This window comes from Pseudoalteromonas mucoides (assembly GCF_049257175.1).
Lineage (GTDB): Bacteria > Pseudomonadota > Gammaproteobacteria > Enterobacterales > Alteromonadaceae > Pseudoalteromonas.
Window position 1 is genome coordinate 68227 of record NZ_JBMMUC010000007.1, and the last position, 25624, is coordinate 93850.

The 25624-nt window shown below is 42.7% G+C and carries 18 protein-coding genes; 11 read left to right on the plus strand and 7 right to left on the minus strand.

Annotated elements, in window-relative coordinates; all coding sequences use genetic code 11:
- Positions 1–616: 616 nt before the first annotated feature.
- Positions 617–4066, plus strand: coding sequence for a PAS domain-containing hybrid sensor histidine kinase/response regulator (locus AAEU30_RS09570; RefSeq protein WP_421960300.1), 3450 nt, complete (start codon positions 617–619; stop codon positions 4064–4066).
- On the opposite strand, the gene AAEU30_RS09575 is transcribed toward AAEU30_RS09570, so the two are convergent.
- From AAEU30_RS09575 to AAEU30_RS09605, 7 genes are all read right to left on the minus strand, one after another.
- Positions 4058–5344, minus strand: a complete 1287-nt coding sequence (locus AAEU30_RS09575; RefSeq protein WP_421960301.1) for a sensor histidine kinase — start codon at positions 5342–5344, stop codon at positions 4058–4060. The two genes, AAEU30_RS09570 and AAEU30_RS09575, sit on opposite strands and share 9 nt — an antisense overlap.
- Complete coding sequence (locus AAEU30_RS09580; protein WP_421960302.1) at positions 5344–6720, minus strand: sigma-54-dependent transcriptional regulator; 1377 nt, start codon at positions 6718–6720, stop codon at positions 5344–5346. The genes AAEU30_RS09575 and AAEU30_RS09580 overlap by 1 nt, the downstream gene beginning before the upstream one ends.
- 53 nt (positions 6721–6773) lie before the next feature.
- Complete coding sequence (locus tag AAEU30_RS09585) at positions 6774–9227, minus strand: ABC transporter permease (protein ID WP_421960303.1); 2454 nt, start codon at positions 9225–9227, stop codon at positions 6774–6776.
- A 1-nt stretch (position 9228) separates the two neighbouring features.
- Positions 9229–9981, minus strand: a complete 753-nt coding sequence (locus AAEU30_RS09590; RefSeq protein WP_421960304.1) for an ABC transporter ATP-binding protein — start codon at positions 9979–9981, stop codon at positions 9229–9231.
- Complete coding sequence (locus AAEU30_RS09595; protein WP_421960305.1) at positions 9978–11255, minus strand: HlyD family secretion protein; 1278 nt, start codon at positions 11253–11255, stop codon at positions 9978–9980. Before AAEU30_RS09595 ends, AAEU30_RS09590 begins: the two co-directional genes overlap by 4 nt.
- 159 nt (positions 11256–11414) lie before the next feature.
- On the minus strand, positions 11415–12077 hold the full coding sequence (locus tag AAEU30_RS09600; RefSeq protein WP_421960306.1) for a response regulator: 663 nt from the start codon (positions 12075–12077) through the stop codon (positions 11415–11417).
- 96 nt (positions 12078–12173) lie between these two features.
- The gene (locus AAEU30_RS09605) at positions 12174–14459 is read right to left on the minus strand and encodes a TonB-dependent receptor (protein WP_421960307.1); all 2286 of its coding nucleotides are present in this window, start codon (positions 14457–14459) and stop codon (positions 12174–12176) included.
- A 263-nt stretch (positions 14460–14722) separates the two neighbouring features.
- Here AAEU30_RS09605 and AAEU30_RS09610 point away from each other — a divergent pair, with 263 nt between their 5' ends.
- From AAEU30_RS09610 to AAEU30_RS09655, 10 genes are all read left to right on the plus strand, one after another.
- A complete protein-coding gene (locus AAEU30_RS09610; RefSeq protein WP_421960308.1) occupies positions 14723–16024 on the plus strand; it encodes a GntP family permease in 1302 nt (433 codons plus the stop codon).
- 9 nt (positions 16025–16033) lie between these two features.
- Positions 16034–17218, plus strand: a complete 1185-nt coding sequence (locus AAEU30_RS09615; RefSeq protein ID WP_421960309.1) for an E22 family MetX-like putative esterase — start codon at positions 16034–16036, stop codon at positions 17216–17218.
- Between the two features lie 4 nt (positions 17219–17222).
- A complete protein-coding gene (locus AAEU30_RS09620) occupies positions 17223–17984 on the plus strand; it encodes a 3-hydroxybutyrate dehydrogenase (protein ID WP_421960310.1) in 762 nt (253 codons plus the stop codon).
- A gap of 8 nt (positions 17985–17992) precedes the next feature.
- On the plus strand, positions 17993–18700 hold the full coding sequence (locus AAEU30_RS09625) for a CoA transferase subunit A (protein ID WP_421960311.1): 708 nt from the start codon (positions 17993–17995) through the stop codon (positions 18698–18700).
- Between the two features lie 10 nt (positions 18701–18710).
- Positions 18711–19370 (plus strand): CoA transferase subunit B, encoded by a 660-nt coding sequence (locus AAEU30_RS09630; RefSeq protein ID WP_421960312.1) that lies wholly within the window; start codon positions 18711–18713, stop codon positions 19368–19370.
- A 331-nt stretch (positions 19371–19701) separates the two neighbouring features.
- Positions 19702–20955 carry an OprO/OprP family phosphate-selective porin gene (locus AAEU30_RS09635; RefSeq protein WP_421960313.1) on the plus strand — a complete coding sequence of 418 codons (1254 nt, stop codon included), beginning with the start codon at positions 19702–19704 and terminating at the stop codon, positions 20953–20955.
- 12 nt (positions 20956–20967) lie between these two features.
- On the plus strand, positions 20968–21951 hold the full coding sequence (locus AAEU30_RS09640; RefSeq protein WP_421960314.1) for a Bug family tripartite tricarboxylate transporter substrate binding protein: 984 nt from the start codon (positions 20968–20970) through the stop codon (positions 21949–21951).
- Positions 21952–21963: 12 nt separating this feature from the next.
- Entirely contained in the window at positions 21964–22434 is a 471-nt protein-coding gene (locus tag AAEU30_RS09645) for a tripartite tricarboxylate transporter TctB family protein (protein ID WP_421960406.1), read from the plus strand.
- Between the two features lie 3 nt (positions 22435–22437).
- Complete coding sequence (locus AAEU30_RS09650) at positions 22438–23979, plus strand: tripartite tricarboxylate transporter permease (protein ID WP_421960315.1); 1542 nt, start codon at positions 22438–22440, stop codon at positions 23977–23979.
- 15 nt (positions 23980–23994) lie between these two features.
- Entirely contained in the window at positions 23995–25617 is a 1623-nt protein-coding gene (locus tag AAEU30_RS09655) for an ATP-binding protein (protein ID WP_421960316.1), read from the plus strand.
- The last annotated feature ends 7 nt before the right edge of the window (positions 25618–25624 follow it).

Consider the following 25624-nt stretch of genomic DNA (forward strand, 5'->3'; position numbering starts at 1 on the left):
TAGCTTTAACGTGGGCTACACGTTGTTTCAGGGTCGAGAAACAAATTCAGTTTATTCCGTACAAGCCGCTGTGCTTTATCGTCTTGTTGATATTGATTATCAGTTAGATTTATTGAAGTGTCAACATCTATTTGAAAATAATTCTCATTAAGTTTTGTTTGTGAGTTATTTCTATTTAATTGAAGTAGTTACCAGGTGGATCTAATTTTTATAAGAATTTGAGGCATAAAAAAAGCCCGTAAGGGCTTTTTAGTTTCATATCTACCGTCACCGATATGAGCAATGTAGCAAGTAGGGTGGTTATCTGTTATCAACATCAAGGGGCGTTGCGGTTAATACCAGATAACCTTAGCTTTTTACGTGGACTACACGTTGTTTCAGGGTCGAGAAACAAATTAAATTCTGTTCTGACAAGTCGTTATGTCTATCGGCTTGTTGATATTGATTATCAATTAGATCTTGTGATGTGTCAATAGTCATTTGCAAATAATTATCATTACTTTCTTTGCTTTGATAAAGCTGTTTTTACAACAACCACTTAGGACTAAAGTTAGTGCTGATTTTTTTTACAAAAACACCTATGCTGATTTAATAATAATTAAAAGAATCTGTGATTATGTTTTCTATTTGGTCAATAAGTTTGCTTGCGGTGGTCTATCTAGGGATTTTATTTGCTGTAGCTGGCTGGGCTGATAGACGAAAAGTATTACCTTTTAAAGGCTTAACTTACGGTTTATCGTTAGGTGTTTATTGTACCTCGTGGGCATTTTTTGGCACCACAGCGCAAGCGGCTAACAATGGTTGGTGGTTAGCGCCAACCTATGCGGGTACTATTTTATTGTTTCTTTTTGGCTGGCAAATCTATTGTCGTATTGCGCATATCTGTCGTCAGCAAAAGTTGACTTCAATGGCTGATTTTATTGCTACCCGTTATGGTCAATCATCAAGTTTATCTGGCTTGATCTCGTTGATTTCAGTAATTGCAATTGTGCCTTATATTTCGTTACAGCTTAGTGCGACTGCGCAAAGCATTAACTTACTCACTGCACGGGCTGCATCACAAAGTCATCAAGTATGGGCTGATAGCACTTTTTATATCACCTTGTTATTAGCGCTATTTGCTATTTTATTTGGCGCTAGGCGATTAAGGCCAAGTGAGCATAATCCAGGGCTTATCGCCAGTATTGCCTTTGAGTCTGTGGTTAAATTAATTGCATTTATTGTGGTTGGTTTATACGTGTGTTTTGTGCTTTTTGATAGCCCGAGCGTTCTGTTTGCAAAAGCCGCTGAGCTTAATATAGATAAACAAGTAGCCGCAACTCAAAGCCCAACCTATGTGTATGTTGCGCATACAATATTGGGTATTTTGGCTACTCTATGCTTGCCGCGACAATTTCATATGAGTTTTATTGAAAACAACAATGACAAAGAGCTGACAACAGCACGTTGGTTATTTCCAGTTTATTTATTACTTATTAACCTATTTATTTTGCCGATTGCTTATGCTGGCTTGATTTACTTTCAACACAGTGATGTAGGGTACGATACCTTTGTACTGGCACTTCCCATGGCGGCAGATAGCCCGCTTGTTGCTTTACTCGCTTTTTTAGGCGGTTTTTCTGCTGCAACCAGCATGGTGATTGTATCGGCTATTGTATTGTCGGTCATGATCACAAATGACTTTATTAACCAATTTATTCTCCGTCGTTCACAGCTTACTTCGGGTAGCCGAGGACTTGATAAGAGCAATTTACTGCATGCCCGAAAAGTGGTTATTGTGCTAATTTTGCTGCTTAGTTATTTTACTCATCGGGTGTTAGGTGAAACCAATACATTGGCCAATGTAGGTTTAATGTCGTTTACCCTTGTGGCGCAGTTTGCTCCTGCAATGATCATCGGATTATGGTGGCGGCAAGCCTCTTGTAAAGGCGCACAATTGGGTATTTTGAGTGGTTTTGTTATTTGGGGCTACACCTTATTGTTACCGAATCTAGCGAGCGGTTTAGGCGGTGATAACAGCTGGCTAGTAAATGGTCCTTGGCAGATTGCTTGGTTGGCACCAACGGATCTATTCTCCCTTGGGCTTGAGAGTATTAGCCAAGCGTTAATTTTATCATTGGGTGCCAACTGCTTAGTTTATTTTTTAATTCCCCTATTTAGCCAAGCCACATTAGCTGAGCGCTTGCAAAGTAATAAATTTATTAGCCAAGTAACTGACTCGCGAGTAAATACAGCCTTGCAACCACTTAGCTACCACGATTTAGGGGCATTACTGCAACGCTTTGCTGAGAAAGATGCGAGCCAAACCTTAGTGAGTGACTATTTTCCTGCTGATAAAAGTAAGTGGAAGCATCCAGCTAATGTTGAACTTGAGCTATTAATTGAGCGAGAGATGTCGGCAGTGATTGGTGGTGCATCTGCGCGGTTAATTTTAGACGTTGCTAAGAATGAGCAGCGTCAACCGCTTGAGCAAGTGGCTGAGTTTGTTGATGAAGCAACACAAGTATTAAAGTTTAATCGTGATTTATTACAATCGACCATAGAAAACATACAGCAAGGTATTAGTGTGGTCGACAGTGAGTTACGCTTGGTGGCATGGAATCAAGGCTATAAACAGATGTTTGCCTACCCTGATGACGCGCTTTATATTGGTCGGCCAGTAGCTGATATTATTCGCTTTAATGCTGAGCGAGGCTTATTTAGTAGTGAAAATATTAATAATGAAGTTGAGAAACGGCTGGCGTATTTAAAACAAGGTAGCACGTATAAATACCAGCGCTTTCACAATGATGGCCGGGTGTTTGAAATGCAAGGTAACCCTTTGCCGGGCGGGGGCTTTGCAACCACGTATACAGATATTACTGAGTTTGTTAAACAACAAAAAGCGCTCACTGAAGCTAATGCAAGTCTTGAAGAAAAAGTGGCGGCGCGCACTACCGCGTTAACTCAAGCCAATCAGGAACTATCACAAGCTAAGCAAGTCGCAGAACAAGCAACAGTGAGTAAAACACGCTTTTTTGCTGCTGCGAGTCACGATTTACTGCAACCATTCAATGCCGCTAGTTTATTTTGCTCATTAATGAATGAAAAAGCGCAAAATACTGAGCTCAAAGAGTTAGCACTCAATATTAAAAACTCACTGGGAAGTGCCGAGGAGCTACTATCGAGTATTTTAGAATTAACCAAGTTAGATTCAGGTGCATTTAAAGTACAAACGAGTGAGTTTTTAATAAGTAGCCTAGTTGAACCACTACGTAATGATTATGCTGCACTTGCCGAGGAAAAAGGTTTACGGTTTATTATTGAAACCTGTGATGTCCGTTTAACCACAGATAAAGCTTTGCTACGTCGAGTGCTTCGTAATCTACTGAGTAATGCAATTCGTTATACTGACCAAGGTGAAGTACGGTTGAAAATGCAACATCATGATGAGCATGTTTCTTTCATTGTTGAAGATACGGGTATTGGCATTGCAACGGCTGATCAGCAAACTATTTATCAAGAGTTTAAACAACTAGGCGCTAAGCATAACGCTGAAGGATTAGGTTTGGGTTTAGCCATTACTAAGCGTATTTGTGATTTACTTAATATCCCCTTAGTTATGGGCTCAGAGCTGGGCAAGGGCACGCAATTTACGCTAACGCTGCCTTGTAAAAAAAATCATACTCATAATGGTGTTCATCATATCGAACAAAGCCAAGAAACACAGTTAGGTCGGTTACGAATTTGGTTAGTTGATAACGACAGCAATGTCCTCGAAGCACTTAAACAATTACTTGAAAATTGGGGCTGTGAAATAGCCACTGCAACTAACTTAACAGAGCTTGAGCAATTAAAATCAGCTCACGCTTTACCACAATTACTGATCGTTGATTATCAACTAGACGACGGTGTGACTGGGCTTGACGTTATTGATCAGGCAGGCCTTGATACTCTGCCTGCTATAGTTAACACTGCCAATCATGATGAAGGTATTCGTGAGCGCGTGCTTGATGCAGGCTACCCGCTTTTATATAAACCACTCAAAGCGCCTGCATTAAAACGAATGATAAAACGGCTAACGTGATTGCAAGGACACGAATACTTGGGTTCCCGATTTATTTGCGCGTGCGTTAACACTTAGCTCACCGCCTTGGTTGCGTATCAATTCGCGGCTGATCACCAAACCAATGCCTGCACCTTGTGTTTTGGTTGAGTAAAAGGGCACAAATAGATTGTCGGGGTTGGCAATGCCAGTACCGCTGTCAGTCAGCTCAATCACAACGCCATCATTTTCCTGTTGCCAGTTAAGTGTGGGGGGCGTGTTACCGCCCGCTTCAAAGGCATTTTTTATCAGGTTGATAAGTGCTTGTTCAAGCTGACCTAAATCGGCGGTAAAATTAACTGGCTGAGATGAGTGAATTACGAGCTCAGGGAATATTGCCTGTAGCCGTAAGTTCACTTGCTCGCTATTGATTTGCTGTTTATTTGGCCTAGGGAGTTTTGCAAACGCACTGTAGCTATTTACAAAATCTAATAAATGTTGGGCGCGTTTTTCAATCACTTGCAGCATATCTTGGGCAAGGTCAGGGCTCGGGGTTATTTGCCCTTGTTGTTTCATGGTTTGCAGTGATTGGCTCATCGAGTAAATTGGCGTTAAGGAGTTACGTACTTCATGGTTGAGCACGCGAATTAAGCGCTGCCAAATGTCTTGCTCATTTGCGCGCAGCTGTTGTTCGATTGAAAATAGCGTAAGCAGTTCGTAGTTTCGCCCTGTGCGCCAAAATGTTTGTGCTGATACGATAAAGCGGCGCTTAAAACGAGACTCTTTCTCTATTTGCCAACGGCCGTCGTTATAAACTAATCCTAAATCGGCGCTACTTAACCCCTCAACATTGGATGTTGTTAAAGTGTTTAAAAATGCTTTATTGGTAAAGTAAACTTGCCCGTGAGGGTCTAAAATAACAATGGGTAAATCAAGCATGCTGGCAAACTCAAACACGAACTCTTCGGTTTGCATATAGTGGCGTTTACTTTGCGCTATTTTGTCACTGAGCTTGGTAAAGTCATTTTTAAGGTTGGCTACTCGCCCACTTTGATACTGTGCTAAATGCCAGCTATTACTCTCGTTGTTAGCCAGTGCATCGAGCTGTGTTCCAAAGCGTTCGATAACATCAAGGGTTAGCTTGTAGCTTTTGACAACTGCAAACAGGCTTACTGCAACAATGGGGAGTATAATACTAATGCTTGCAAACCAATCGAGCCCCCACGTTATTACAAGCAAAATACACAGCATTAATACAATAAACATCACTAAGGCGGCATAACGCATTAGGCGCTGTTCGAGCGAGTGAGTGCGGGCCATTAAAAGTCTGCTTCTTTTAAATCAAGCTGGTGTTTATCGATTCGTCTGTAAATCGCTGATTTACTCAAGCCTAAAAACTCACCTGCGGCCACAACATTACCATTAAATTGCGCCAATGCTTTTTGAATCATCTGTTTTTCAAGTTCTTCCAGAGGCAGCAGGGGTAATGATTCACTCGTTGCGGTGTTGCTTGCATCACTACTGGGTTGTTCAAGAATTAAATCACTGGCGTCAATATTGTCGTTATCGCTCATGATTACGGCACGTTCAATACAATGGCTAAGTTCTCGGACATTGCCCGGCCACGTGTAGTTCGTGAGAGCCTTGGTCGCAGAGGCTGACAGTGACATGCCTTCACGCTGGTATTTTTTACTGTGTGTTGCAAGCAAGTGATGGGCTAATTCTATAATGTCTTCAGGGCGCTCACGTAGTGGCGGAATATGCAGTTCAATGGTGTTGAGCCTGAACAGTAAATCGCGGCGGAATTCCCCCGCTTCAATGGCTTTAGCAAGCTCTGCGTTAGTGGCAGCAATAATCCGTACGTCCGCTGTTTGGGTCTGGCTTGAGCCTAATACTTCAAACTCTTGGCTCTCTAGTACGCGCAGCATTTTACTTTGTAGCTCAAGGGGGAGTGTGGCTATTTCATCTAAAAATAAGGTGCCGCCATTGGCTATTTCAAAGCGACCTAAACGGTCTTCTTTGGCGTCGGTAAAGGCGCCTTTTTTGTGACCAAATAATTCGCTTTCAAATAAAGAGGGCGCAATCGCGCCAATATTTACGCTCACATAGCGTTGCTCGCAGCGGTTAGAGTGTTGGTGAATATAGTTTGCAAGCAGGCTCTTACCGGTGCCATTTTCTCCGGTGATTAAAATACTGGCATCGGTTTTTGCGGCGCGTTTAGCGCGTGTTAGTAATTGTTGCATTACCGCTGAATTGGCGATGTAATCAGTTTTTTTTGGTAAGTTCAGTGCTTTTAAACAGGCATTATCGTGATTGCTTTTTTTCAGCGTTAGTTGCTGTTGTACAACGCTTGTTAGACGCAGGTTATTCCAAGGCTTTTCAACAAAATCAGCAGCGCCTAATTGCATCGCTTTTACCGCGACATCTACACTCGCCCACGCGGTCATTACGATAACAGGAATAGTTGAGCCAAGTGATTGCAGTTGCTTTAAAAATCGCAACCCTTCATCCCCTGAGGTGGTATCGAGGCGAAAGTTCATATCGAGCAAAATAAGGCTAATTGTATTGCTGTTTATAATATCAAGAGCTTGCTCAGGGCCTTGTGCTTCAATACATTGCAAGCCAAGTTGGTTTAAAGCGACGATGGCGGCCATGCGAACATCGGCTTGGTCGTCGATTACTAAAATTGGGTCCATTTTATATGTATGATCCTGTCGTGGTGGCCCTGTTTGGGCCACCCTTATCATTATTATTCGTTACGAAGTGCGGCCATGGGTTTGGCTTTAATTAATAGCAATAGTGGCCTAAAGCAGGCGAACATTGCAATAATCAAAGTGATAAACCACGCCATTAATTGCAAGCGCACGTCTAAAATTAACCAAGATACAAGCTGTTCTTGCAGGCTATGGTAGCCGGCTATCATTACACTTAGCGCTAAAATAAAACCGATTAACACAGGGAGTACGGCTTCTTTGCTCATAAGTTTAAATAAGCGTGCTTTTTTAGCCCCTAGCGCCATACGAATACCAAATTCATACCGACGTAGGCCTAAGTTGTAGCTAAGTACTCCAAATATACCTATTGCAGCGAGTAATAGAGTAAAAAGCGCCAACGTACAACACAATACTAATGTAAGGCGGCTCATATACAGCAAACCATCGTACTCTTGCTGTAAGTCTCTAAATTGCCATAAGGTTAGGTGACTATTGGCTTTTCTTAATAAATTCAAAACTTGCTTGCTAGTAAGCTCAACACTGGGTTCTGTTTCAATAACAAACATATAACTCCAAGGTTGTGCTGGCCACCACATGTGCCGACCAAACGATTCATCATAGTACTTAGGGTGATTAAAATCTTCGGTTACCCCGACAATTTCAAACATTTTATCTTCAAGGCCTTGGTAACTTTTACCGATAATGTCTGTGTATTCTTGATCAGGTAATAACCATTTAGCCACACTAATAGATACCAAAAGTTCATTTGTTTCCCCTCGCATAGCTTGTTCGCTAAAAGTACGCCCTGCGAGTATTTTGGTGTTTACTAAATCAAAGTAATCAGGCCCGACCCATTGGCTGGGGAAGAAGATGGAGCTTTTACCTTCAACATCGGTCAGGGTATTGGCATTTTGCCTTGGCGATACTGGGCTTTGCCCAAGTGCGACATCTTTAATGCCTTCGCTATTTTGTAATACTTTTTGATACTGCTTAATTTGCTCGTAGCGCTCAGCTAATGTTGCATCGTTATTAACTTGAAATAACTGTGCAAAATACAGGTTTTCAGTATCGCTGCCTAAAGGGCGGTTGATGGTCTCTAAGGATTTACTCACCACCATGACCGAGAAGCTAACCAGTAAAGCGGCTACAAACATTTGCACGCCAATTAATAAACGAACAGTACGCCCTGATACTTGCGAAACACCGCCTTTACCGCTGTTCTGCATTTGCTGGTTGAGGGTTTTATAATTAATTAAATACGCTGTGATGATTGAGAAAATGTAAGCTAAAGCAATACACATCACTATGGCGATAAGTACCAAGTTGATATCTACAGTTAGGCTATTCACTAATGGTAAGCGGCCTTCAGCAAGCACTTTAAATAGCCTAATTCCCCAGACTGACAAAAACAGCGCAATACTGACCGAAATACTCATCAATATAAGCGATTGTAGTAAAATGCTGTTAAATAATGTTTTACGTTTTGCGCCCAGCACAGCTTGTAAAGCTAAGGTTTTATGTTGCGCTAACGCTCGAGAAAAGAATAAGGTACTGACGTTTAGTACAGCAATGACGAGTAGCCCTAACGCACCAGCGAGCATCATTAAGCTTAAATCATCGTTGTTACCTAGCTCTACTTCACGGTAAGGCGTGACAACGGGGTTCACATCTGTAATACCACCATTATTAAGCCACTCAGATTTTATGGTATCAATTTGGGCTTTTAAGTCGGTTTTTACTTGCGAAGTAGTGACTCCTGGCTTTAATACTGCTATTAACTTGAGATTTCTAAAGGTGTTAGTCCATGGGCTTTGCCAGTCATCGTTATGAAAAAATCGACGATCGGCACTGCTTGGATACCAAACATCAACAGAGCCCGCTTTAATCATGTAGGGTGGGCTGAAATTAGCCGCTACAACACCGGTTATAATATGCCCATCACCTTCAATTTCACTGGCTGTTTTTAAGGGTTTACCAATTACATTAGGGTCACTATTAAAATGCTCTTTCCAGAACTTCTCTGAAATGACTACACTATTATCAACTTCCTCTAAGGTTTCGCCCTTTTTAAAGCCACGTCCGAGTAAAAAAGGAGTATGTAGGAGTTCAAAGTATTCACCACCTACATACAGCACATCTTTTTTTGGTTGACCGTCTAAGTTTAAAAAAATATTTTCAGCGGCATTCATCATAAATGCCTGCTCAAAACTTTGATTGTTCTTAATCCAGTGCACCATGGATTGATAACTTTGAAAGCCAACCGCATCATAATCATCATAAGTGAGGCTTTGCTCAACCACCACCATGCGGTTCTCATCAAATACATCGAGCGGTTTTAAAAAGTAACTATTCACTAAACTTAATACAACAAATAATGCCGCTAAAGTCAGTGCGAGTGTTGAAACAACGGCGGTGACAAATCCTGGTGCATTCATCAGTGATGCCCATGCTAAGTGCAGTTGGCTTCGTGTTTTAGTTAAACGGCTCATGTTAAACGACCTCAGCACTGTCTGTTGCTAAGTTGGCTGTTGGTGCCGCTTGGTTTTTGCTCGCGTGCGAGTAAGAGACAATTTCGCCATCGAGTAGTTTTAGCTGAGTTTTTGCCCGCCCGGCATAACGTAAATCATGGGTTACCATGCAAATGGTGGTGCCTTTTTGATTAAGTGCATCGAGTAGGTCCATCACTGCATCGCCGTTTTTAGAGTCAAGGTTACCGGTAGGCTCATCGACCAATAAAATACTCGGCTTTCCGGCAAGTGCGCGAGCAATAGCAATACGCTGTTGTTGGCCACCAGAGAGCTGGTTGGGCTTATGTTGTGCGCGGTGACCCATTTCAACTTCATCAAGGGCATGTTTTACTGCACTTTGAATATCAGCTTGGCTCATCGCGGGCTCGCGATAAGTCAGCGGCAGGGCAACGTTATCAAATACTGATAGCTCATCGATTAAATTAAATGACTGAAAAATAAAGCCAATGTGTAAATTACGTAGCTCGGCTTGCTGGTCCATATCAAGGGTTTTGGTATCGACATTTTTAATGGCATATTGACCACCTGTTGGGCTATCAAGTAAACCTAATAGCGACAGCAAGGTCGATTTTCCGCAGCCCGATGGGCCGCTAATACAAATATAATCACCTTCATTAATAGTCAGGTCGATATTTTTTAAAGCATAGGTTTCAACGTTTTGGCTGCGATAAACCTTGGCGATGTTTTTGAGTGAGATAAGCGTATTGTTGTTCATAAACTTTCCTGTTCGATTTTTATAGTTGCCAAATGCTGCCATTTTGAAAGGTCTGAAATGATCAGCTGTTCGCCCACCGTAGCGCCATCTAAAAGTTGAATTTTATTATCACTGAGTGTACCAAATTCAATATTTATTGGGGCAGCTAAATGAGTGTTGGGGTTAAGTTTAAAAAGCATCGCTTTTGAATGAGCTTTTGCTTTTTGCGGTAATTTGATGGTGAGTGCATTCGCTATTACATTACTTATAACATGGCCTTCAATGCTTAAGTCGGGGCGTGCATTGGCAGGTAATTCACCAATAAGGTCGAGCTCAATCATTACCCGACCATCACTCACGATGGGGTCAATTCGGGTCACTTTAGCTGTTACTTCGCCTTGCTTTGAGTTGCTAAAGGTATTGACGCGGGCTGGCATATTGAGTGCGATTTTTTCAGCGTCACTTTGTTTAATACTGAGCTCTGCTTTGAGTGCGCTATCAGAGCCCACCACAGCTAAGCGAGTGCCTGGTGTGAGGTTTTGGCCTAGTTCTACGTTGAGCTCTTGCAGCATGCCGTCAATGCCCGCTGTAATTTTTAGGTCATCAAAAGCTTGCTGTTGTACTTTATAATTTAACTCAAATTGGCGTAATAACTCTTGCTGAACCTTACTGCGCTGCAGGTGCATTTGCGCTAATTGCGCGAGACGTTTTTGTTCAATCTCAACGCGCTGCTTTAGCTGTTTTACGGTGAGTAAGCTGCGTTTGTAATCAAGACTTGAAACAATGCCTTGTTCGATTAATTGACTCTCGGCTTCGCTTCTTAGCTGGGCGCTTTCAAGCTCACTCTGTAAAAGAGTTAGGTTAGCTTCGCGCTCCAATAACTGACTCTTTTGGTTAATTTTTTGTTCGCTAAAGCTTGCTTGTTGCCGTGCAAGCTCCAATCTCGCGATCGACAAACGCTGCGCTTGTAGTGGGTTCACTAGGCTGATAATAACCGTGTCTTTGCTAACACGTGTACCTGGATACACATGAATGGCCTCGACCATTGCAACATCTGTGTTGGTTAAATAACGTTGATACTTGGATTTTAATCGGCCAAAGCCTTTCACTTTTACAACAAAATCAGCTTGTGTCACGCTGGCAATCTGTAATTGGCTGGCAGAAATTGTTGTAGGGGCGAGCCAAGATTGCACCAGCCATATAAAAATTATGATGCTAACCATTAAGGCAGCAGCAATGAGCTTTTTACGCTGATTTGGTTTTTTACTCGTCTTTAAAGTGCTATCTAAATCCATTGGCTGTGTTTCATTATATTTTAATTAATGAACACAGTAGCGAGGAATATGCCAAATCTTAATGCTTTGATTTAAAATGGTTTTATGTTTTTATCAGAAGTTGCCTTTCCCATAAATGGGATTATTTAATTGAAACTGGGATAGCAGTTTACTGATTTGTTAGCCCTCTACTGCTTTACCAACTTGTGAGAGCTGATTAAATAAAATGCCTGCTTGGGTGCGGTTATATACGTTGAGTTTGCGCAAGATTGCGGATACATGTTGTTTGATAGTGGTTTCTTGAATCGACATTTCAAACGCAATTTGTTTATTCAGCAGGCCATCAGCAATCATGGCTAAAACACGGTATTGTTGCGGGGTGAGTTTTTCGAGGTTACGGGCAAAACTGCTTTGTTCGTCATTGACAACGACATCGGTTAAATCTATGTCGAGTGGCAGCCAGGTATCGCCGTTGAGAACATGGCTAATAGCATCACTGATAACATCTAATGATGATGACTTTGGAATATAGCCTGCAGCACCTAAGCTCATTGCTTGTTTAATTATAGTGGGTGTTTCGTTGGCTGATACCATAATAACAACAATATCAGGGTGGCGGTTTCGCAGTTGCGACAGTGCTTGCAAGCCATTAGCGCCGGGAATGGTTAAATCTAAAAAAATAAGTTCAGTTTCCGGGTGGCTTTTAAGTAAAGTGAATAAGCCATCTATATCGCTGGTTTCTTTTATATGCTTTTCAGGCACACAGGTTGCGGCCGCTTGGCGCAATGCGCTTCTAAATAGTGGGTGATCATCGGCAATTATTGTGTTCACAGCGAAAGACATTCCTAATACTCCAACACGTTATGTTATAAGTGATTTTTTAGATTGAAACAAGGTTTACCTGCTAGGGAAATATCAGGTAAACCTTTAAACACTAGCTTAGAAACGATAGCCCACAGTGAATGACACTGTACGAGGGTCGCCGTAATAGCTGATTAGCGTATTATCACCACCAAGGCCTGGCGTATATTTACTGGTATCGCTAGGGTCACTTGGATCAGGGGCAACAAATTGATAACCGCCAATCATATACTCTTCGTCAGTGAGGTTTTTACCATATAATCCGGCACTCCAGTGGCCGTCAGTGCTGTACCATGTGATACCAATATTCAGTAACCCATAGGCATCTTGCGTGAGCAGGCTATCTTCTTCAAAGAGTGCGTAATCACCACGGTAATAGTAGTTACCGTTCATAACAAAGTCGCCCATATCGGTATACATGCGGTATGTTGCACCTAAATTAAAGGTGAGGTCTGGCGTGTTAGATACACTAAAACGGTCTGATTTATCGAAGGTTTCGCCAGTTTCAGGATCTGTATCAATGACATTATCAAAACTACTGTCAATATAACCAATAGATGCATCAAAGCTCAGTGCTTCGGTAGCAATATAATTGAGCTCAATTTCTATGCCGTCGGAGGTCGATTCACCAATGTTACCTAAGCGCTGATTTAAGTCGGCAGCGTTGTCGCCTGGTAGTACAGAGATGTATTGGCGGTCTTGGTGATCAAGTGTGAAAAGTGTCACATTGGCGCGTAGGTTATTGTTCCATTCACTTTTCATACCCAGTTCAAATGAGTCTACTATCTCAGGTTTTGCAGCCGGTTCAGCGGTGGTTGCACGCGGGTTGAAGGTGCCTGATTTAAAACCTTGTGCGTAACTGGCAAAGAACATGATATCGCGGTTGTATTGATACTCAACCCCTGCACGCGGTGTAAAGCGTGACCAGTCTTCGCTGTCATCCAATACTGTGGGGACTAGTTGACCTTCTGGGCGAACATAGCCTGGCACCCAGCCAGATTCAGGGTAAACGGTATCAAATATAAGGCCATTATTGACTTGGGCTTCTTTGCTGTCTTGAGTATAGCGAGCGCCTAACGTCATCGACCACTTATCATCAAAAGCATAAGTACCTTGAATATAGGCTGCTTTACTGGTGGAGTTGCTACAACCACTTACTTCGCGGGTAAGTCCTGGTGCGGCTAAGCTTTTACCGAGCTCTTCTAAAATAGCTTCAAACTGACCACACGATTCACCATCGTAATAATAAAGTCCTGATACAAGTTTGTAGTTATCACCTTGATGGTTTAGCTGTAATTCGTGTGTGGTTTGTTCGTCATCATAAATAGCGGGTACGTCAAAAATACGGATAGAGGTATTATCAAAATCAATATTTGTTGGCGAGTAGCTTTCACGGCTTGAGCCGATGTACTTTAAGCTGGTGCTGTTACTCATATCCCAGCGCGCGGTTAAGCTATAGCCTTCAAGCTCAACCTTGTTCCATGTTGGCAAGCTGGTATAAGAGTTGTATACGCTATCAGGGACGGGAGCATCAGTGAGTAAGCTCGGCAATAAGCGATAGCCGCCTTTTGCGTTAGATTCATCCTCGGTTTTATCCCATGCGAGTTTGAAGAATAAGTCGTCGGTGGGTGTGTACTCTAAGGTCACGCGTGCAGCGGTAACGTCTTTGTTGTAGTTTTCACGGTCTTGATTATCAAGGTCAGAGGTTAAAAACTCACCAAAGCCATCACGGTTCAAAGTGGCAAAACCAAAGCCTACATAGAGCTTTTCATCGATAAGTGGCAGTTGCCCGGTTATTTTTAAATCTTTTTGATTGTAGCTCCCTACGGTCCCTTGTACGTTAAGTGTAGCATCACCACTCATTTCTTTGGTAACGTATTTAATTGCCCCACCAATGGTATTTTTACCATATAGCGTGCCTTGTGGGCCGCGTAGTACTTCAATTTGTTGTACGTCTAGTAAATCCAGTACAGCACCTTGTGGACGAGCTAAATAAACGTCATCGATATAAATACCAACACCGGGTTCATAGCCCCAAAGAGGGTCTTGTTGGCCAACTCCTCGAATGAATGCCGTGATGGTTGAGTTAGTACCGCGGCTGGCTTGCAGTGTAGTGTTAGGTGAAAACTGTTGCACTTCAGTCATCACGCTAATGCCGTTCTCGGCCAACTCTTGTGCGCCGATAGAGGTCACTGCCACAGGGACTTCTTGTAGGTTCTCTACGGTTTTACGCGCGGTTACTTCAATGCGTTCTAACTCGCCTTTGGCTTGAGTGGTTTGCTCGGCGGCAATACTGCTGGTACTTAATAGTGCCAGTGAAACGGCGAGAGTAACGGGTGTGATTTTTTGATTGAGCTTAATCATGGTGTGTTCCTGTTTTTGTTGTCTTTGTTGATTGTTTCATTGCTCATGTCACCTGCATTTAATGTAGAAGATAGTTGCAAAAAAAGGAATTAGTACCATAGTGCTATACGCTCTCAATGCCTTGACTTATATAGCTTTTAAGCCAAATTTAAACGATGTAGTACCTTAGTGTTATGTCATTTTTAATGTTTTAACGTAAGACTTAAATCCAATTACTGCGATGTCACCTCATCTTTGTAATAACAATAATTATAGGAATGTCTATGCTGAGCATGATAGGGCTGTTAGGCGGTTTAATACTGCTGATTATATTAACGTTGCGTGGCGTAAACTTGTTTATTGCTGCGCCAATCTGTGCGCTGCTGGTTGCGTTAAGTAGTGGTATGGCAATATTTCCAGTAACGGCAGAGAGTAATTTTATTACTGCCTATATGGATGGTTTTGCTGGGTTTTTAAGTGCATGGTTTTTTATGTTCTTACTCGGGTCGCTATTCGGTAAGTTTATGGAAGACACCGGTGCGGCAGATAGCGTAGCAAGCTACATAGTTGGCAAGCTAGGCATGAAACATGCGGTGCTTGCAGTGGTCATTGCCTGTGCCGTACTTACTTACGGTGGGGTTAGCGTGTTTATTGTGGCGTTTTCGGTCTATCCGATGGCGCTTAGTTTATTTAAAGACGCTGATTTACCCCGGCGTTTTATTCCTGCCACCTTGGCATTTGGCTCGGTGACATTCACCATGACCTCGGCAGGCTCGCCTGAGATTCAGAACTGGATACCGGTTAAGCACCTTGGTACATCACCTTATGCCGCATGGGAAGTGAGCCTAGTAGTGGCTATTTTTATGGCGATAGTGGGTTATGTTTGGCTTAACAAAATGATTAAAAAAGCGGTTTCAAACGGTGAACGATTTGCTGCCCGTGATGATGACCCTGTGATCTTGGAGCGTGAACGACCACACCCAATCACTGGGGTAATTCCGCTTATAGTGGTGTTGCTTTTATCATTTATGTTGCACGATATTTTACAACAAACAGCCTTAATCGTGGCGTTACTCGGTGGCGTGTTAAGTATTGTAGCAATCAATTTTAAATACTTTCATAACATGGGCAAGGCCATCAATGTTGGGACCACGGGTGCGCTGGTTGCCATTGGGAATACGGCCGCCGTGGTAGGTTTTGGTGCAGTGGCTAAAGTGTCGCCGGCATTCATTGCAGCGGTTGATTTAATGACTCATATGCCCGGCAATGAGCTGGTTGGTGCAGCGGTAGCGGTGAGCGTTATTGCTGGCTTAACTGGTTCTGCCTCGGGCGGGCAAGCCATTGCACTGCCACTTGTCGCCCCTGGTTATTTAGATATGGGCGTCAACCCAGAACAATTACATCGTGTGGTGGCTATTAGCTCTGGCGCACTCGATAGCTTACCTCATAATGGATATGTTGTGACCACTATACGGGCTATCTGTAATGAAACACATCAACGAGCTTATTGGCCGCTGGCTGCATTAACCGTGGTTATTCCACTTATTGGTGTCGCATTGGCATTGGGTCTATTTATAACTTTTTAAGGAAGGGCAATGAAAACAACACTAATAATTATCGGATTGCTTTTATTTTATACGAGTGCCGCGTTTTGTGCAGACAAAGCAGCGCCTATGCTGGTGGAGAAACAACATTTTACCAGCAAAGATTTTACCACTGTGTCTGGTAAGACTTTACCGCAGGTTGATATTGGTTGGGAAAGCTACGGCACGCTGAATAAAGCTAAAGATAATGTGATTTTAATTACTCATTATTTTTCTGGCACGTCTCATGCGGCGGGTAAATACAACGCTGATGACGCTCTGCCTGGGTATTGGGATGTAATTATTGGCCCTGGCAAAGCCATTGATACTAATAAGTACTTTGTGATCAGCTCTGACACTTTAGTAAATGCAAACTGGCATGATCCGAACGTAATTACAACGGGCCCTGCTTCAATCAATCCTGCGACTAATAAACCCTATGGGCTCGACTTTCCTGTGGTGACAATTACTGACTTTGTAAATGTGCAAAAACGGTTGCTCGATAGCTTAGGCATCAAAAAGTTACATGCAGTGATGGGGGCATCAATGGGATCATTCCAGGCGCTTGAGTGGGCGGTACGTTACCCAGATCAGGTGGAGCGACTTATTCATGTGATTGGTGCTGCAACCATGGATGCGTGGACGGTGGCGGCCCTTGAAAAATGGGCATTACCGATTCGGTTAGATAAAAATTGGCAGCAAGGTAATTATTACAACAAAGAGCGCCCGCTAGATGGTTTGGCAGCAACCATGCTGAACATTACTCAAGATGCCATGCACCCGATTATTTATAACGCCAGCTTCCCGAACTTTAATGTGCTTGATAAAGGAGCATTGAATGATATTCGCACCTTGCCACAGCTTAGCCAAACATTAGCAACACGGGCTATGGCACGCGCGAAAACCCAAGATGCTAATCACGTGTTGTATTTAGTACGTGCATCACAGCTTTTTACCGCGGGTATGCAAGGCGACTTAACGAGTGCACTGAAAAACGTGAAAGCAAAAACCTTATTGCTGCCTGCAACAAACGATTTATTACTTCGTCCTGAAAATATGCGCACAGTGTATAGCGCCATGAAAACAGCTGGAAAAGAGGTTGAAATTTCAGAGATTAAAGGCGGCTGGGGACATTTAGATGGTATTTTTTCTATCTCACCAAAGGCTGAGCTTATCAGTGACTTTTTAAAGGAGTAACCGCATGAGTAAAACGGTATTAATTACTGGGGCTGCCAGTGGTATTGGTTTTTATATTGCTGAGCAACTAGCCAAGGCTGGTCATTACATTATCGTCACCGATTTACATCAACACAGCGCCAAACAAGCTGCAGCTAAAATTATTGAGCAAGGTGGGAATGCACAAGGCTTTGCACTGAATGTGGCTGATAGTGATGCAATTGAAGTATTTTTTAATGAGTTTAAACGGCCGATTGATGTATTGATTAACAATGCCGGTATTCAGCATGTAGCCAAGCTTGAGGATTTCCCGGCTGATAAGTGGCAGTTTTTACAGCAAGTGATGTTAGTTGGGCCAGCGATGATGACCAAAGCGGTGTTACCGCGTATGCGAGAGCAAAATTTTGGCCGCATTATTAATATTGGTTCTATCCATGCGATGGTGGCGTCTAAATATAAGTCAGCTTATATTGCTGCCAAGCATGGCTTAATTGGCTTTGCTAAAACCATGGCGCTGGAAACAGGGGATGCCAACATTACCATTAATACGGTATGCCCTGCGTACGTAAAAACGCCGTTAGTTGAACAACAAATTGTATCACAAGCTAAAGAGCATGGCCTATCAGAGCAGCAAGTCATCGATACTATTATGCTTGCACCCATGCCTAAAAAAGCCTTTATTGGTTTGGATGAAATACATCATACCGTCGCGTTTTTAATGGCAGATGCGGCACGTAATATTACCGCACAAGCAATAGCGATAGATGGCGGTTGGACAGCACAATAGGGGGTATTATGGCAGGTTTTGATAAAGTAGTAGCTAGTTACGATGAGGCCATGGCTGGTCTTACTGATGGCATGACAATTATTGCCGGTGGTTTTGGTTTATGCGGTATTCCTGAAGGACTTATTGCGCAGGTTAAGCACCAAGGTACTCGAGATTTAACCGTGGTATCAAATAACTGTGGGGTTGATGGTTTTGGCCTTGGGGTGCTGCTAGAAGATAAACAAATTAGCAAAATGGTCGCCTCTTATGTGGGTGAAAACGCGTTATTTGAGCAGCAATTATTAAGTGGTGAGCTCGAAGTAGAGTTAACCCCACAAGGCACATTAGCCGAAAAAATGCGTGCCGGTGGGGCGGGTATACCTGCCTTTTATACCGCAACTGGAGTGGGTACCCCTGTGGCTAATGGCAAAGAAACACGCACCATTAATGGCCGTGATTATTTACTCGAACCGAGTATTACCGGAGATTTTGCCATTGTTAAAGCGTGGAAGGCAGACCGCTACGGTAATTGCATTTATCGTCACACAGCGATGAACTTTAACCCCATGGCCGCCACCGCAGGGAAAATAACCGTACTAGAAGTTGAAGAAATCGTAGAATCTGGTGAGCTTGAACCCAGTCAAATTCATACCCCAGGTATCTATATCGATAGAGTAATAAAAGGCGAGTTTGAAAAGCGCATCGAAAAAGTCACTACGCAAGCGGCAAAGCTTTAAGGAGTAAATAATGGCGTTAACACGAGAGCAAATAGCAAAACGCGTGGCTATGGAATTACAAGATGGCTATTACGTTAATTTGGGTATTGGTATTCCCACGTTAGTGGCGAATTATGTGTCTGAGGATATTGAAGTAATGTTGCAGTCTGAAAATGGCCTACTAGGTATGGGGCCATACCCCAGTGAAGCGCAAGTCGATGCAGATATGATCAACGCAGGAAAAGAAACCGTCACAGCGGCTAAAGGTGCTGCCATTTTTAACTCCGCAGAGAGTTTTGCCATGATCCGCGGTGGCCATGTTGATTTAACTGTGCTCGGTGCGTTTGAAGTGGATCAAAACGGCAATATTGCCAGCTGGATGATCCCTAATAAGCTAGTCAAAGGCATGGGCGGTGCAATGGATTTAGTCGCAGGGGCTAAAAATATTATTTGCACCATGACCCATGCAAACAAACATGGCGAATCAAAGCTGCTCTCAGAATGTAGTTTACCGCTAACAGGTGTGGGGTGTATTAATAAAGTGATCACCGATTTGGCTCTGTTAGAAATTAAAGATGGTGCATTTCACCTTTTAGAGTGCGCACCAGGTGTGTCAATTGAAGAAATAAAAGCTAAAACGGCAGGTAAGCTTGTTGTTAGCGAGCGTGTAAAAACCATGAATGTCGATTAATAATATAGGCAGACACTTACCGAAATTATCTTCTATGTAAAAAGTACTGTTGCATGTTTTATATAGGTATAAAACATGCTCCTCTATCACTTTGAACCCACCTGTATAACCAAATAACAAATCAACCACTTACCATTAAACTCTGTGCGCTAATTCATTGTGTTCATAAAGTTCATGCACTTTATGGATTTAATTATTTTTAGTTCGATCAATGCAGCTTAACTTCTAAACATTTCGTTAATTTCACGTTAACACTATGCTCGATGATAGATAGCAGATTGCAGTCGCTCATCTAACGACAACAAAATCATACACAGGTGTGGAGAAAATAATGAAAGCAAGTAACACACAACTGGCTTTGGCCATTGCAGCCGCTTTAGCAAGTACTTCAGCATTAGCCGCCAACGATACTGAAAAATTACAACAGCAACTGGATGAGCTACAAAAAGAAGTTGATTCAATGAAAGGCAATAAAGCTTTTAACCTTGAATTTGGTGGCCGCTTACAAGTGGACTATAACCACTTTGACGGTGCCTATAATGCAGGTCCTAACCGCTCAGGTGAGGCGGCAAGTGATTTATTTGTACGCCGAGCTCGCTTGTATGTTGAAAGTGAGCATAGTGACTGGGACAACAAATTACTACTCGATTTTGCCGAAGATACGGGTGAAATTGTGATGGCACGTTTACGCTACAGTGGTTTTGGCAATGGTTTAAAAGTACAGGTGGGTAAACTGCGTGAAGACATTTCTTTAAACGCATTAACCAGTTCTAAGCATATTGCCACGATTGAGCGTAGCTCGCTTGCAGATAACGTATCGCCTTACTTTCAGTGGGGTACATCGGTATACCAATATTTTAAAGACACTGGCTTTCGTTATGCCGTTGGTGTTTATAAAAATGAAGCGTTTGGAGCCAATGGCCATAATGACGATGATGGTTCGCTCGCTCTATCACTGACAGGGCGTTTAACATGGCAACAAGATTTAGATGACGGCGTATTGCATCTAGGTAGTTGGTACTCAAAACGTGATATGGGTGGCCGGGTATTAACTGGTGCGCTTGCGCGTGGTGAAGTACGTAGTACGAACACGCGATTACTTAATTATGCTGTAGGCGGAGAGTTAGTTCGTTTAAATAGCTTTGAGCAAGTAGGCCTTGAAGCGGCATATCAAAACAAAGGCTTCAGTGTCGAAGCTGAGTATGCAACCCGAGAAATCGACACGTTAGAAAATAGTTCTGCATTAAATGGGGAACGTTTTGATGCCTATGCCGTAACTGCAAGCTACTTCTTAGATGGTTCACAAAAGAAATATTCAAAAGGCAGCGCGGTGTTTTCTCAACCTAAAGGGGTGAAAAATGCCTGGGAGCTGGTTGCTCGCTTTAGTGGCGCAGATGCAACGTCTGAATCACAAGGTACTGAAGTGACTACCTATACTGCGGGTGCTAACTATTACTACTCTTCACAAATTAAGTTTATGGCTAATCTTGTTTACTCTGAAGTTGAAGGCCCAGGTGCTGATGACTTAGTCGGTAATGAAGATGATGGCTTAGGCTTAGCTGCGCGTATTCAGTACTTATTTTAAGGGGCATAACACATGAAGTTACTTACAGAAACGTTTAAATCATTTAAAACCACAGTACTGGCAGCTTCGCTGGTACTAAGCAGCCCTTTTGCGATGGCTGATATTCACTTTTTAGTACCAGGTGGCCCTGGAGGCGGTTGGGACACGACGGCACGTGGTGTTGGCGAAGGCTTGGTCAAAGCTGGCATTGAAGATAATGCGTCTTTTCAAAATATGTCAGGTGGCGGCGGTGGTCGTGCGATAGCCTATTTGATTGAGTCAGGCACTAAAAAAGGCGATATCCTAATGGTTAACTCAACACCAATCGTGTTGCGTGCATTAACCGGTAAAATTCCTTACAGCTACCGTGATTTAACGCCAGTTGCTAGCATGATCGCCGATTATGGCGCATTTGTGGTGCGTAACGATTCGCCGTTTAAAACCTGGCAAGATGTAGTTGCCGCAATGAAAGAAGATCCAAGCTCTGTAAAAGTCGCTGGTGGCTCAGCACGTGGTAGCATGGATCACTTAGTGGCAGCGCAAGCGGTCAAGTCAGCTGGCCTTGATGGGCGACGTTTACGTTATATTCCTTACGACGCAGGCGGTAAAGCCAAAGCTGGGCTGTTATCTGGCGAGGTTAACTTGCTCTCTACAGGCTTGAGTGAGGCACTCGAAGTTGCCAATGGTGGTCAAGCACGTATTTTGGCTGTCACTTCTGGAGAGTCTTTACCTGACTATCCACAGATCCCAACACTTAAGTCACTAGGCTATGACATGGAATTTGTTAACTGGCGTGGCTTTTTTGCAGCCCCGAATTTACCCGCAGATAAACTGGCGCAGTACACCGAAAAATTACGCAAGCTACAAACTACCCCTGAATGGGAAGCCGTACGTGCTCGTAATGGTTGGTTAAACCTGTTTCAAGAAAAAGATCAATTTATAAAGTCACTTGAGCAGCAAGAAGCACAGCTTAAAGTAGTCATGGAAGAACTCGGCTTTATTCGTACATTACGTTAATCGGGGCTAATGATGTTAAACCGTGAATTACTAGGGCCAGGTTTATTCCTGGCGCTATTTACCTTATACGCCATTGTTGCATGGCAAATTCCACTTCTTCCTTTTGAAGAGTATGAAACAGTGACCTCGGCGACATTACCCAAAGTATATGCTGTCTTTGGTATTGTGGTCTGTTTATTATCGATAGGGGCAACACTCTTAAAATCTAAAGAGCAAACCGCTGAGCCAGTACAGCATTTAGAAAAGGAGAATGTATTACGTACTTTCGCCTTGCTAGTGCTAATGGTTTTATACAGTGCAGCATTAGAACCTATTGGCTTCTTGATCTCAACGAGCGCCTTTCTATTGGTTGGTTTTTTTGTGATGGGTGAGCGACGTAAAAAGATTTTATTGTTCGCATCGATTCCTGTTGCCGTGGTTTTTTGGTTTTTAATGACCCAAGTGCTCGGTATCTATTTGGTTCCTGGCGATCTGTGGAGTTAAGTTATGTTTGATGGAATTATGCTGGGTTTGTCGACCGTGCTCGACTGGAATAATTTGTTGTATGTGATTGTTGGTTGTTTTGTTGGTACCTTTATTGGCATGTTACCAGGCCTTGGTCCTATTACTGCTATCGCGTTAATGATCCCAATTACTTATAGTATCGGCGCCGACTCAGGCATGATCTTAATGGCTGGGGTTTACTACGGTGCTATTTTTGGTGGCTCAACATCATCAATATTAATCAATGCACCAGGAGTAGCAGGCACGGTAGCCTCCTCATTTGACGGCTACCCGTTAGCTAAACAAGGTCATGCTGGTAAAGCGTTGGCTATTGCTGCTTACTCCTCCTTTATCGGTGGCACAATAGGCGCAATATTACTCATGGTAGCAGCGCCACTACTGGCAAAAGTATCCCTTAGCTTCCAGTCTCCGGATTACGTTGTATTGATGTTTTTAGGTTTGACTGCGATTGCTGCATTCTCTAATAAAGGGCAATTTTTAAAAGCCATGATGATGACTGTATTTGGTTTAATGCTTGCAACAGTGGGTATTGATCCATCATCTGGCACAGAGCGTTTTACCTTTGGCCAAGCAGACTTACTTGATGGTATTAGCTTTTTATTAGTCGCAATGGCAACCTTTGCACTTGCTGAGGCATTGATTAATGTTGTTCGCCCTGAGAAAAAAGAGGTGAAAAGTATTAATGACTCTGACACTCCGCAAATTGGTTCAACCAAATTAAGTAAAGAAGAAATTAAAGAGATGGCACCAACTGTTGGCCGATCTTCTATTCTTGGTTTTATTGTTGGTGTACTCCCAGGCGCTGGGGCGACAATTGCTAGCTTTATGGCGTATGCAACCGAGCGAAACTTAGCACCAAAAGCATTAAAAGATAAATTTGGTAAAGGTTCATTACGTGGTTTAGCTGCGCCAGAGTCAGCTAACAATGCAGCCTGTACCGGTTCTTTTGTGCCATTATTAACATTAGGTATTCCAGGTTCTGGTACTACCGCTATTATGTTGGGTGCATTAATTGCTTATGGCATTCAGCCTGGTCCAATGTTGATGGAAGAAAACCCAAGCGTATTTTGGGCTGTTATTGTTAGTATGTACTTTGGTAACATTGTACTGCTTATCTTAAATTTGCCACTGATCCCTTACTTTGCAAAAGTATTGGCGATGCCTAAATCAGTGCTCACTATCATGATCTTATTCTTTAGCTTAATTGGGGTTTATTTAGTCTCTTTTAATACATTTGATCTGTTTATGATGGTTGGTTTTGCGCTGGTGGCTTTGGTGTTAAGGATTCTCGCTTTCCCAATGGCTCCTTTACTACTAGGCTTTATTTTAGGTGATATGATTGAGCGCAACTTCCGTCGTTCGATGATGCTATCAGATGGTTCGCTAAGCTTTTTATGGGAGCGCCCACTGACGTTGAGTATTTTTATCATCTCAATCTTGGTATTGTTATTCCCTTTAAAAGACTTTATAACGCAGCGCCGTGCAGATAAAGCCGCACTAAAAGCGAATCAAGAGCATACCTAATAATTAAGGTTAAGTATGAAGTACACCAAAAAGCGAAATTCGTTGCACAGCATGGTTAAAAAACCTAAACGTTTAGAAACGCGGTTAATAATATGGGTGACTGGATTATGCGTACTACAAGCAATATTATTTGGCGGTTTGGTGTATCAAATTACTGCACAAAGTTTGCATAACCACATTGGTGATAAAGCGTTAGCTGTTGCCACTAGTATTGCATCCAGTAAAGATGTGGCTCTGGCTTTACAAGAACCTAGCAATTTAGTAGCAATCAATCAAAAAATAGAAAATCTGCGTCAGCTTACTGACGCGGATTTTATTGTTATTGGTGATAAAAATGCCCATCGAATTGCGCACCCAGATCGTAATAAACTCGGCCAACCTATGGTCGGTGGTGATAGCCAAGCTGCGTTGCGCGGAGAGCGCTATATATCTGTAGCCCAGGGTAGTTTGGGTGAGTCGATTCGAGGAAAAGTACCTGTATACGATGAACAACAAAATATTATTGGTTTAGTCTCGGTTGGCTTTTTAGTTCAGTCAGTGGAGCCTTTGATTCAGGCGCGTATTGTTGAAATAGTCGCTTGGGGCCTGCTATTAGTTGTACTGAGCATTTTAGCCGCCGTGTTAATTGGCCAACGTGTTCGTAATGCTATTTTTGGTTTGCAGCCTGATGAAATCGCAAGGCTATTTTCAGAACAGGACGCTATTTTGAACACTATGCGCAGTGGTGTTATAGCTCTTGATCCTGATGGCCGAGTGCGTAAATTAACGCAGCGCGCGTGCGAAATTTTAGAGAAACCGACAGCTTACACTGAGCAAGACTTATTGCTCAGTGATTTACTGCCAGAACATGCTGATTTTTTATTACGTAATCAACGCCGTAAAATGGTTGGCTTTGAGCTGTTTGCGGCTGATAAACGGCTTGTTTTATCTCGTTTTTCATTGCAAGTACAAGGTCAAAATGATGGTATTTTATTGACTTTGCGCCCCGCTGATGAACTTGAATATATGAGTCAGCAACTCACGAAAATGCAGGCATTTGCTGAACTTTTACGCGTGCAAACCCATGACTACTCAAATAAGCTTAATTTAATTGGTGCTTTGATCCAAATGGGTGAAACCGATAAAGCAATTGAATTAATAGGCCAAGAAAGCCAAGGTTCACAAGCGCAAATACATCATTTGTTGGAGCGTATTCAAGATCCTGTACTAGCAGGACTATTGGTTGGCAAATATCATAAAGCGCGAGAACTAAATGTAATTCTTGAGCTGAACCCAGATAGCTTACTGAGTGAAATTACCCATAAAGACATGATTGAACGAGTAGTGTCAATTTTAGGTAACTTGATTGATAATGCGATTGATGCGGCAATTCGCGCTGCAGAGCTACGTAAACCCCATGTGCGCGTTACGGTTGATGAAACAAGTAAAACGTTATTATTTGATGTTGAAGACAGCGGTATGGGCTTAGGTAGTGATCATGAAGTGATATTTACTCCGCAATATAGCTCAAAATCAGGGGCTGAACATGGCGTAGGTTTGTACTTAGTTAAAACCAATTTAGATTCATGCGGTGGTAGTTTAGAAATTGGTGAATCAGACCTTAAAGGCGCTCGACTAAGCGTTTATATTCCAAAATGAAAAACAT

What these genes read in the sequence shown, in the direction of transcription:
- AAEU30_RS09570 (WP_421960300.1), top strand. Translation starts at nt 617, where the DNA reads ATGTTTTCTATTTGGTCAATAAGTTTGCTTGCGGTGGTCTATCTAGGG.
- AAEU30_RS09575 (WP_421960301.1), bottom strand. Translation starts at nt 5,344, where the DNA reads ATGGCCCGCACTCACTCGCTCGAACAGCGCCTAATGCGTTATGCCGCC.
- AAEU30_RS09580 (WP_421960302.1), bottom strand. Translation starts at nt 6,720, where the DNA reads ATGGACCCAATTTTAGTAATCGACGACCAAGCCGATGTTCGCATGGCC.
- AAEU30_RS09585 (WP_421960303.1), bottom strand. Translation starts at nt 9,227, where the DNA reads ATGAGCCGTTTAACTAAAACACGAAGCCAACTGCACTTAGCATGGGCA.
- AAEU30_RS09590 (WP_421960304.1), bottom strand. Translation starts at nt 9,981, where the DNA reads ATGAACAACAATACGCTTATCTCACTCAAAAACATCGCCAAGGTTTAT.
- AAEU30_RS09595 (WP_421960305.1), bottom strand. Translation starts at nt 11,255, where the DNA reads ATGGATTTAGATAGCACTTTAAAGACGAGTAAAAAACCAAATCAGCGT.
- AAEU30_RS09600 (WP_421960306.1), bottom strand. Translation starts at nt 12,077, where the DNA reads ATGTCTTTCGCTGTGAACACAATAATTGCCGATGATCACCCACTATTT.
- AAEU30_RS09605 (WP_421960307.1), bottom strand. Translation starts at nt 14,459, where the DNA reads ATGATTAAGCTCAATCAAAAAATCACACCCGTTACTCTCGCCGTTTCA.
- AAEU30_RS09610 (WP_421960308.1), top strand. Translation starts at nt 14,723, where the DNA reads ATGCTGAGCATGATAGGGCTGTTAGGCGGTTTAATACTGCTGATTATA.
- AAEU30_RS09615 (WP_421960309.1), top strand. Translation starts at nt 16,034, where the DNA reads ATGAAAACAACACTAATAATTATCGGATTGCTTTTATTTTATACGAGT.
- AAEU30_RS09620 (WP_421960310.1), top strand. Translation starts at nt 17,223, where the DNA reads ATGAGTAAAACGGTATTAATTACTGGGGCTGCCAGTGGTATTGGTTTT.
- AAEU30_RS09625 (WP_421960311.1), top strand. Translation starts at nt 17,993, where the DNA reads ATGGCAGGTTTTGATAAAGTAGTAGCTAGTTACGATGAGGCCATGGCT.
- AAEU30_RS09630 (WP_421960312.1), top strand. Translation starts at nt 18,711, where the DNA reads ATGGCGTTAACACGAGAGCAAATAGCAAAACGCGTGGCTATGGAATTA.
- AAEU30_RS09635 (WP_421960313.1), top strand. Translation starts at nt 19,702, where the DNA reads ATGAAAGCAAGTAACACACAACTGGCTTTGGCCATTGCAGCCGCTTTA.
- AAEU30_RS09640 (WP_421960314.1), top strand. Translation starts at nt 20,968, where the DNA reads ATGAAGTTACTTACAGAAACGTTTAAATCATTTAAAACCACAGTACTG.
- AAEU30_RS09645 (WP_421960406.1), top strand. Translation starts at nt 21,964, where the DNA reads ATGTTAAACCGTGAATTACTAGGGCCAGGTTTATTCCTGGCGCTATTT.
- AAEU30_RS09650 (WP_421960315.1), top strand. Translation starts at nt 22,438, where the DNA reads ATGTTTGATGGAATTATGCTGGGTTTGTCGACCGTGCTCGACTGGAAT.
- AAEU30_RS09655 (WP_421960316.1), top strand. Translation starts at nt 23,995, where the DNA reads ATGAAGTACACCAAAAAGCGAAATTCGTTGCACAGCATGGTTAAAAAA.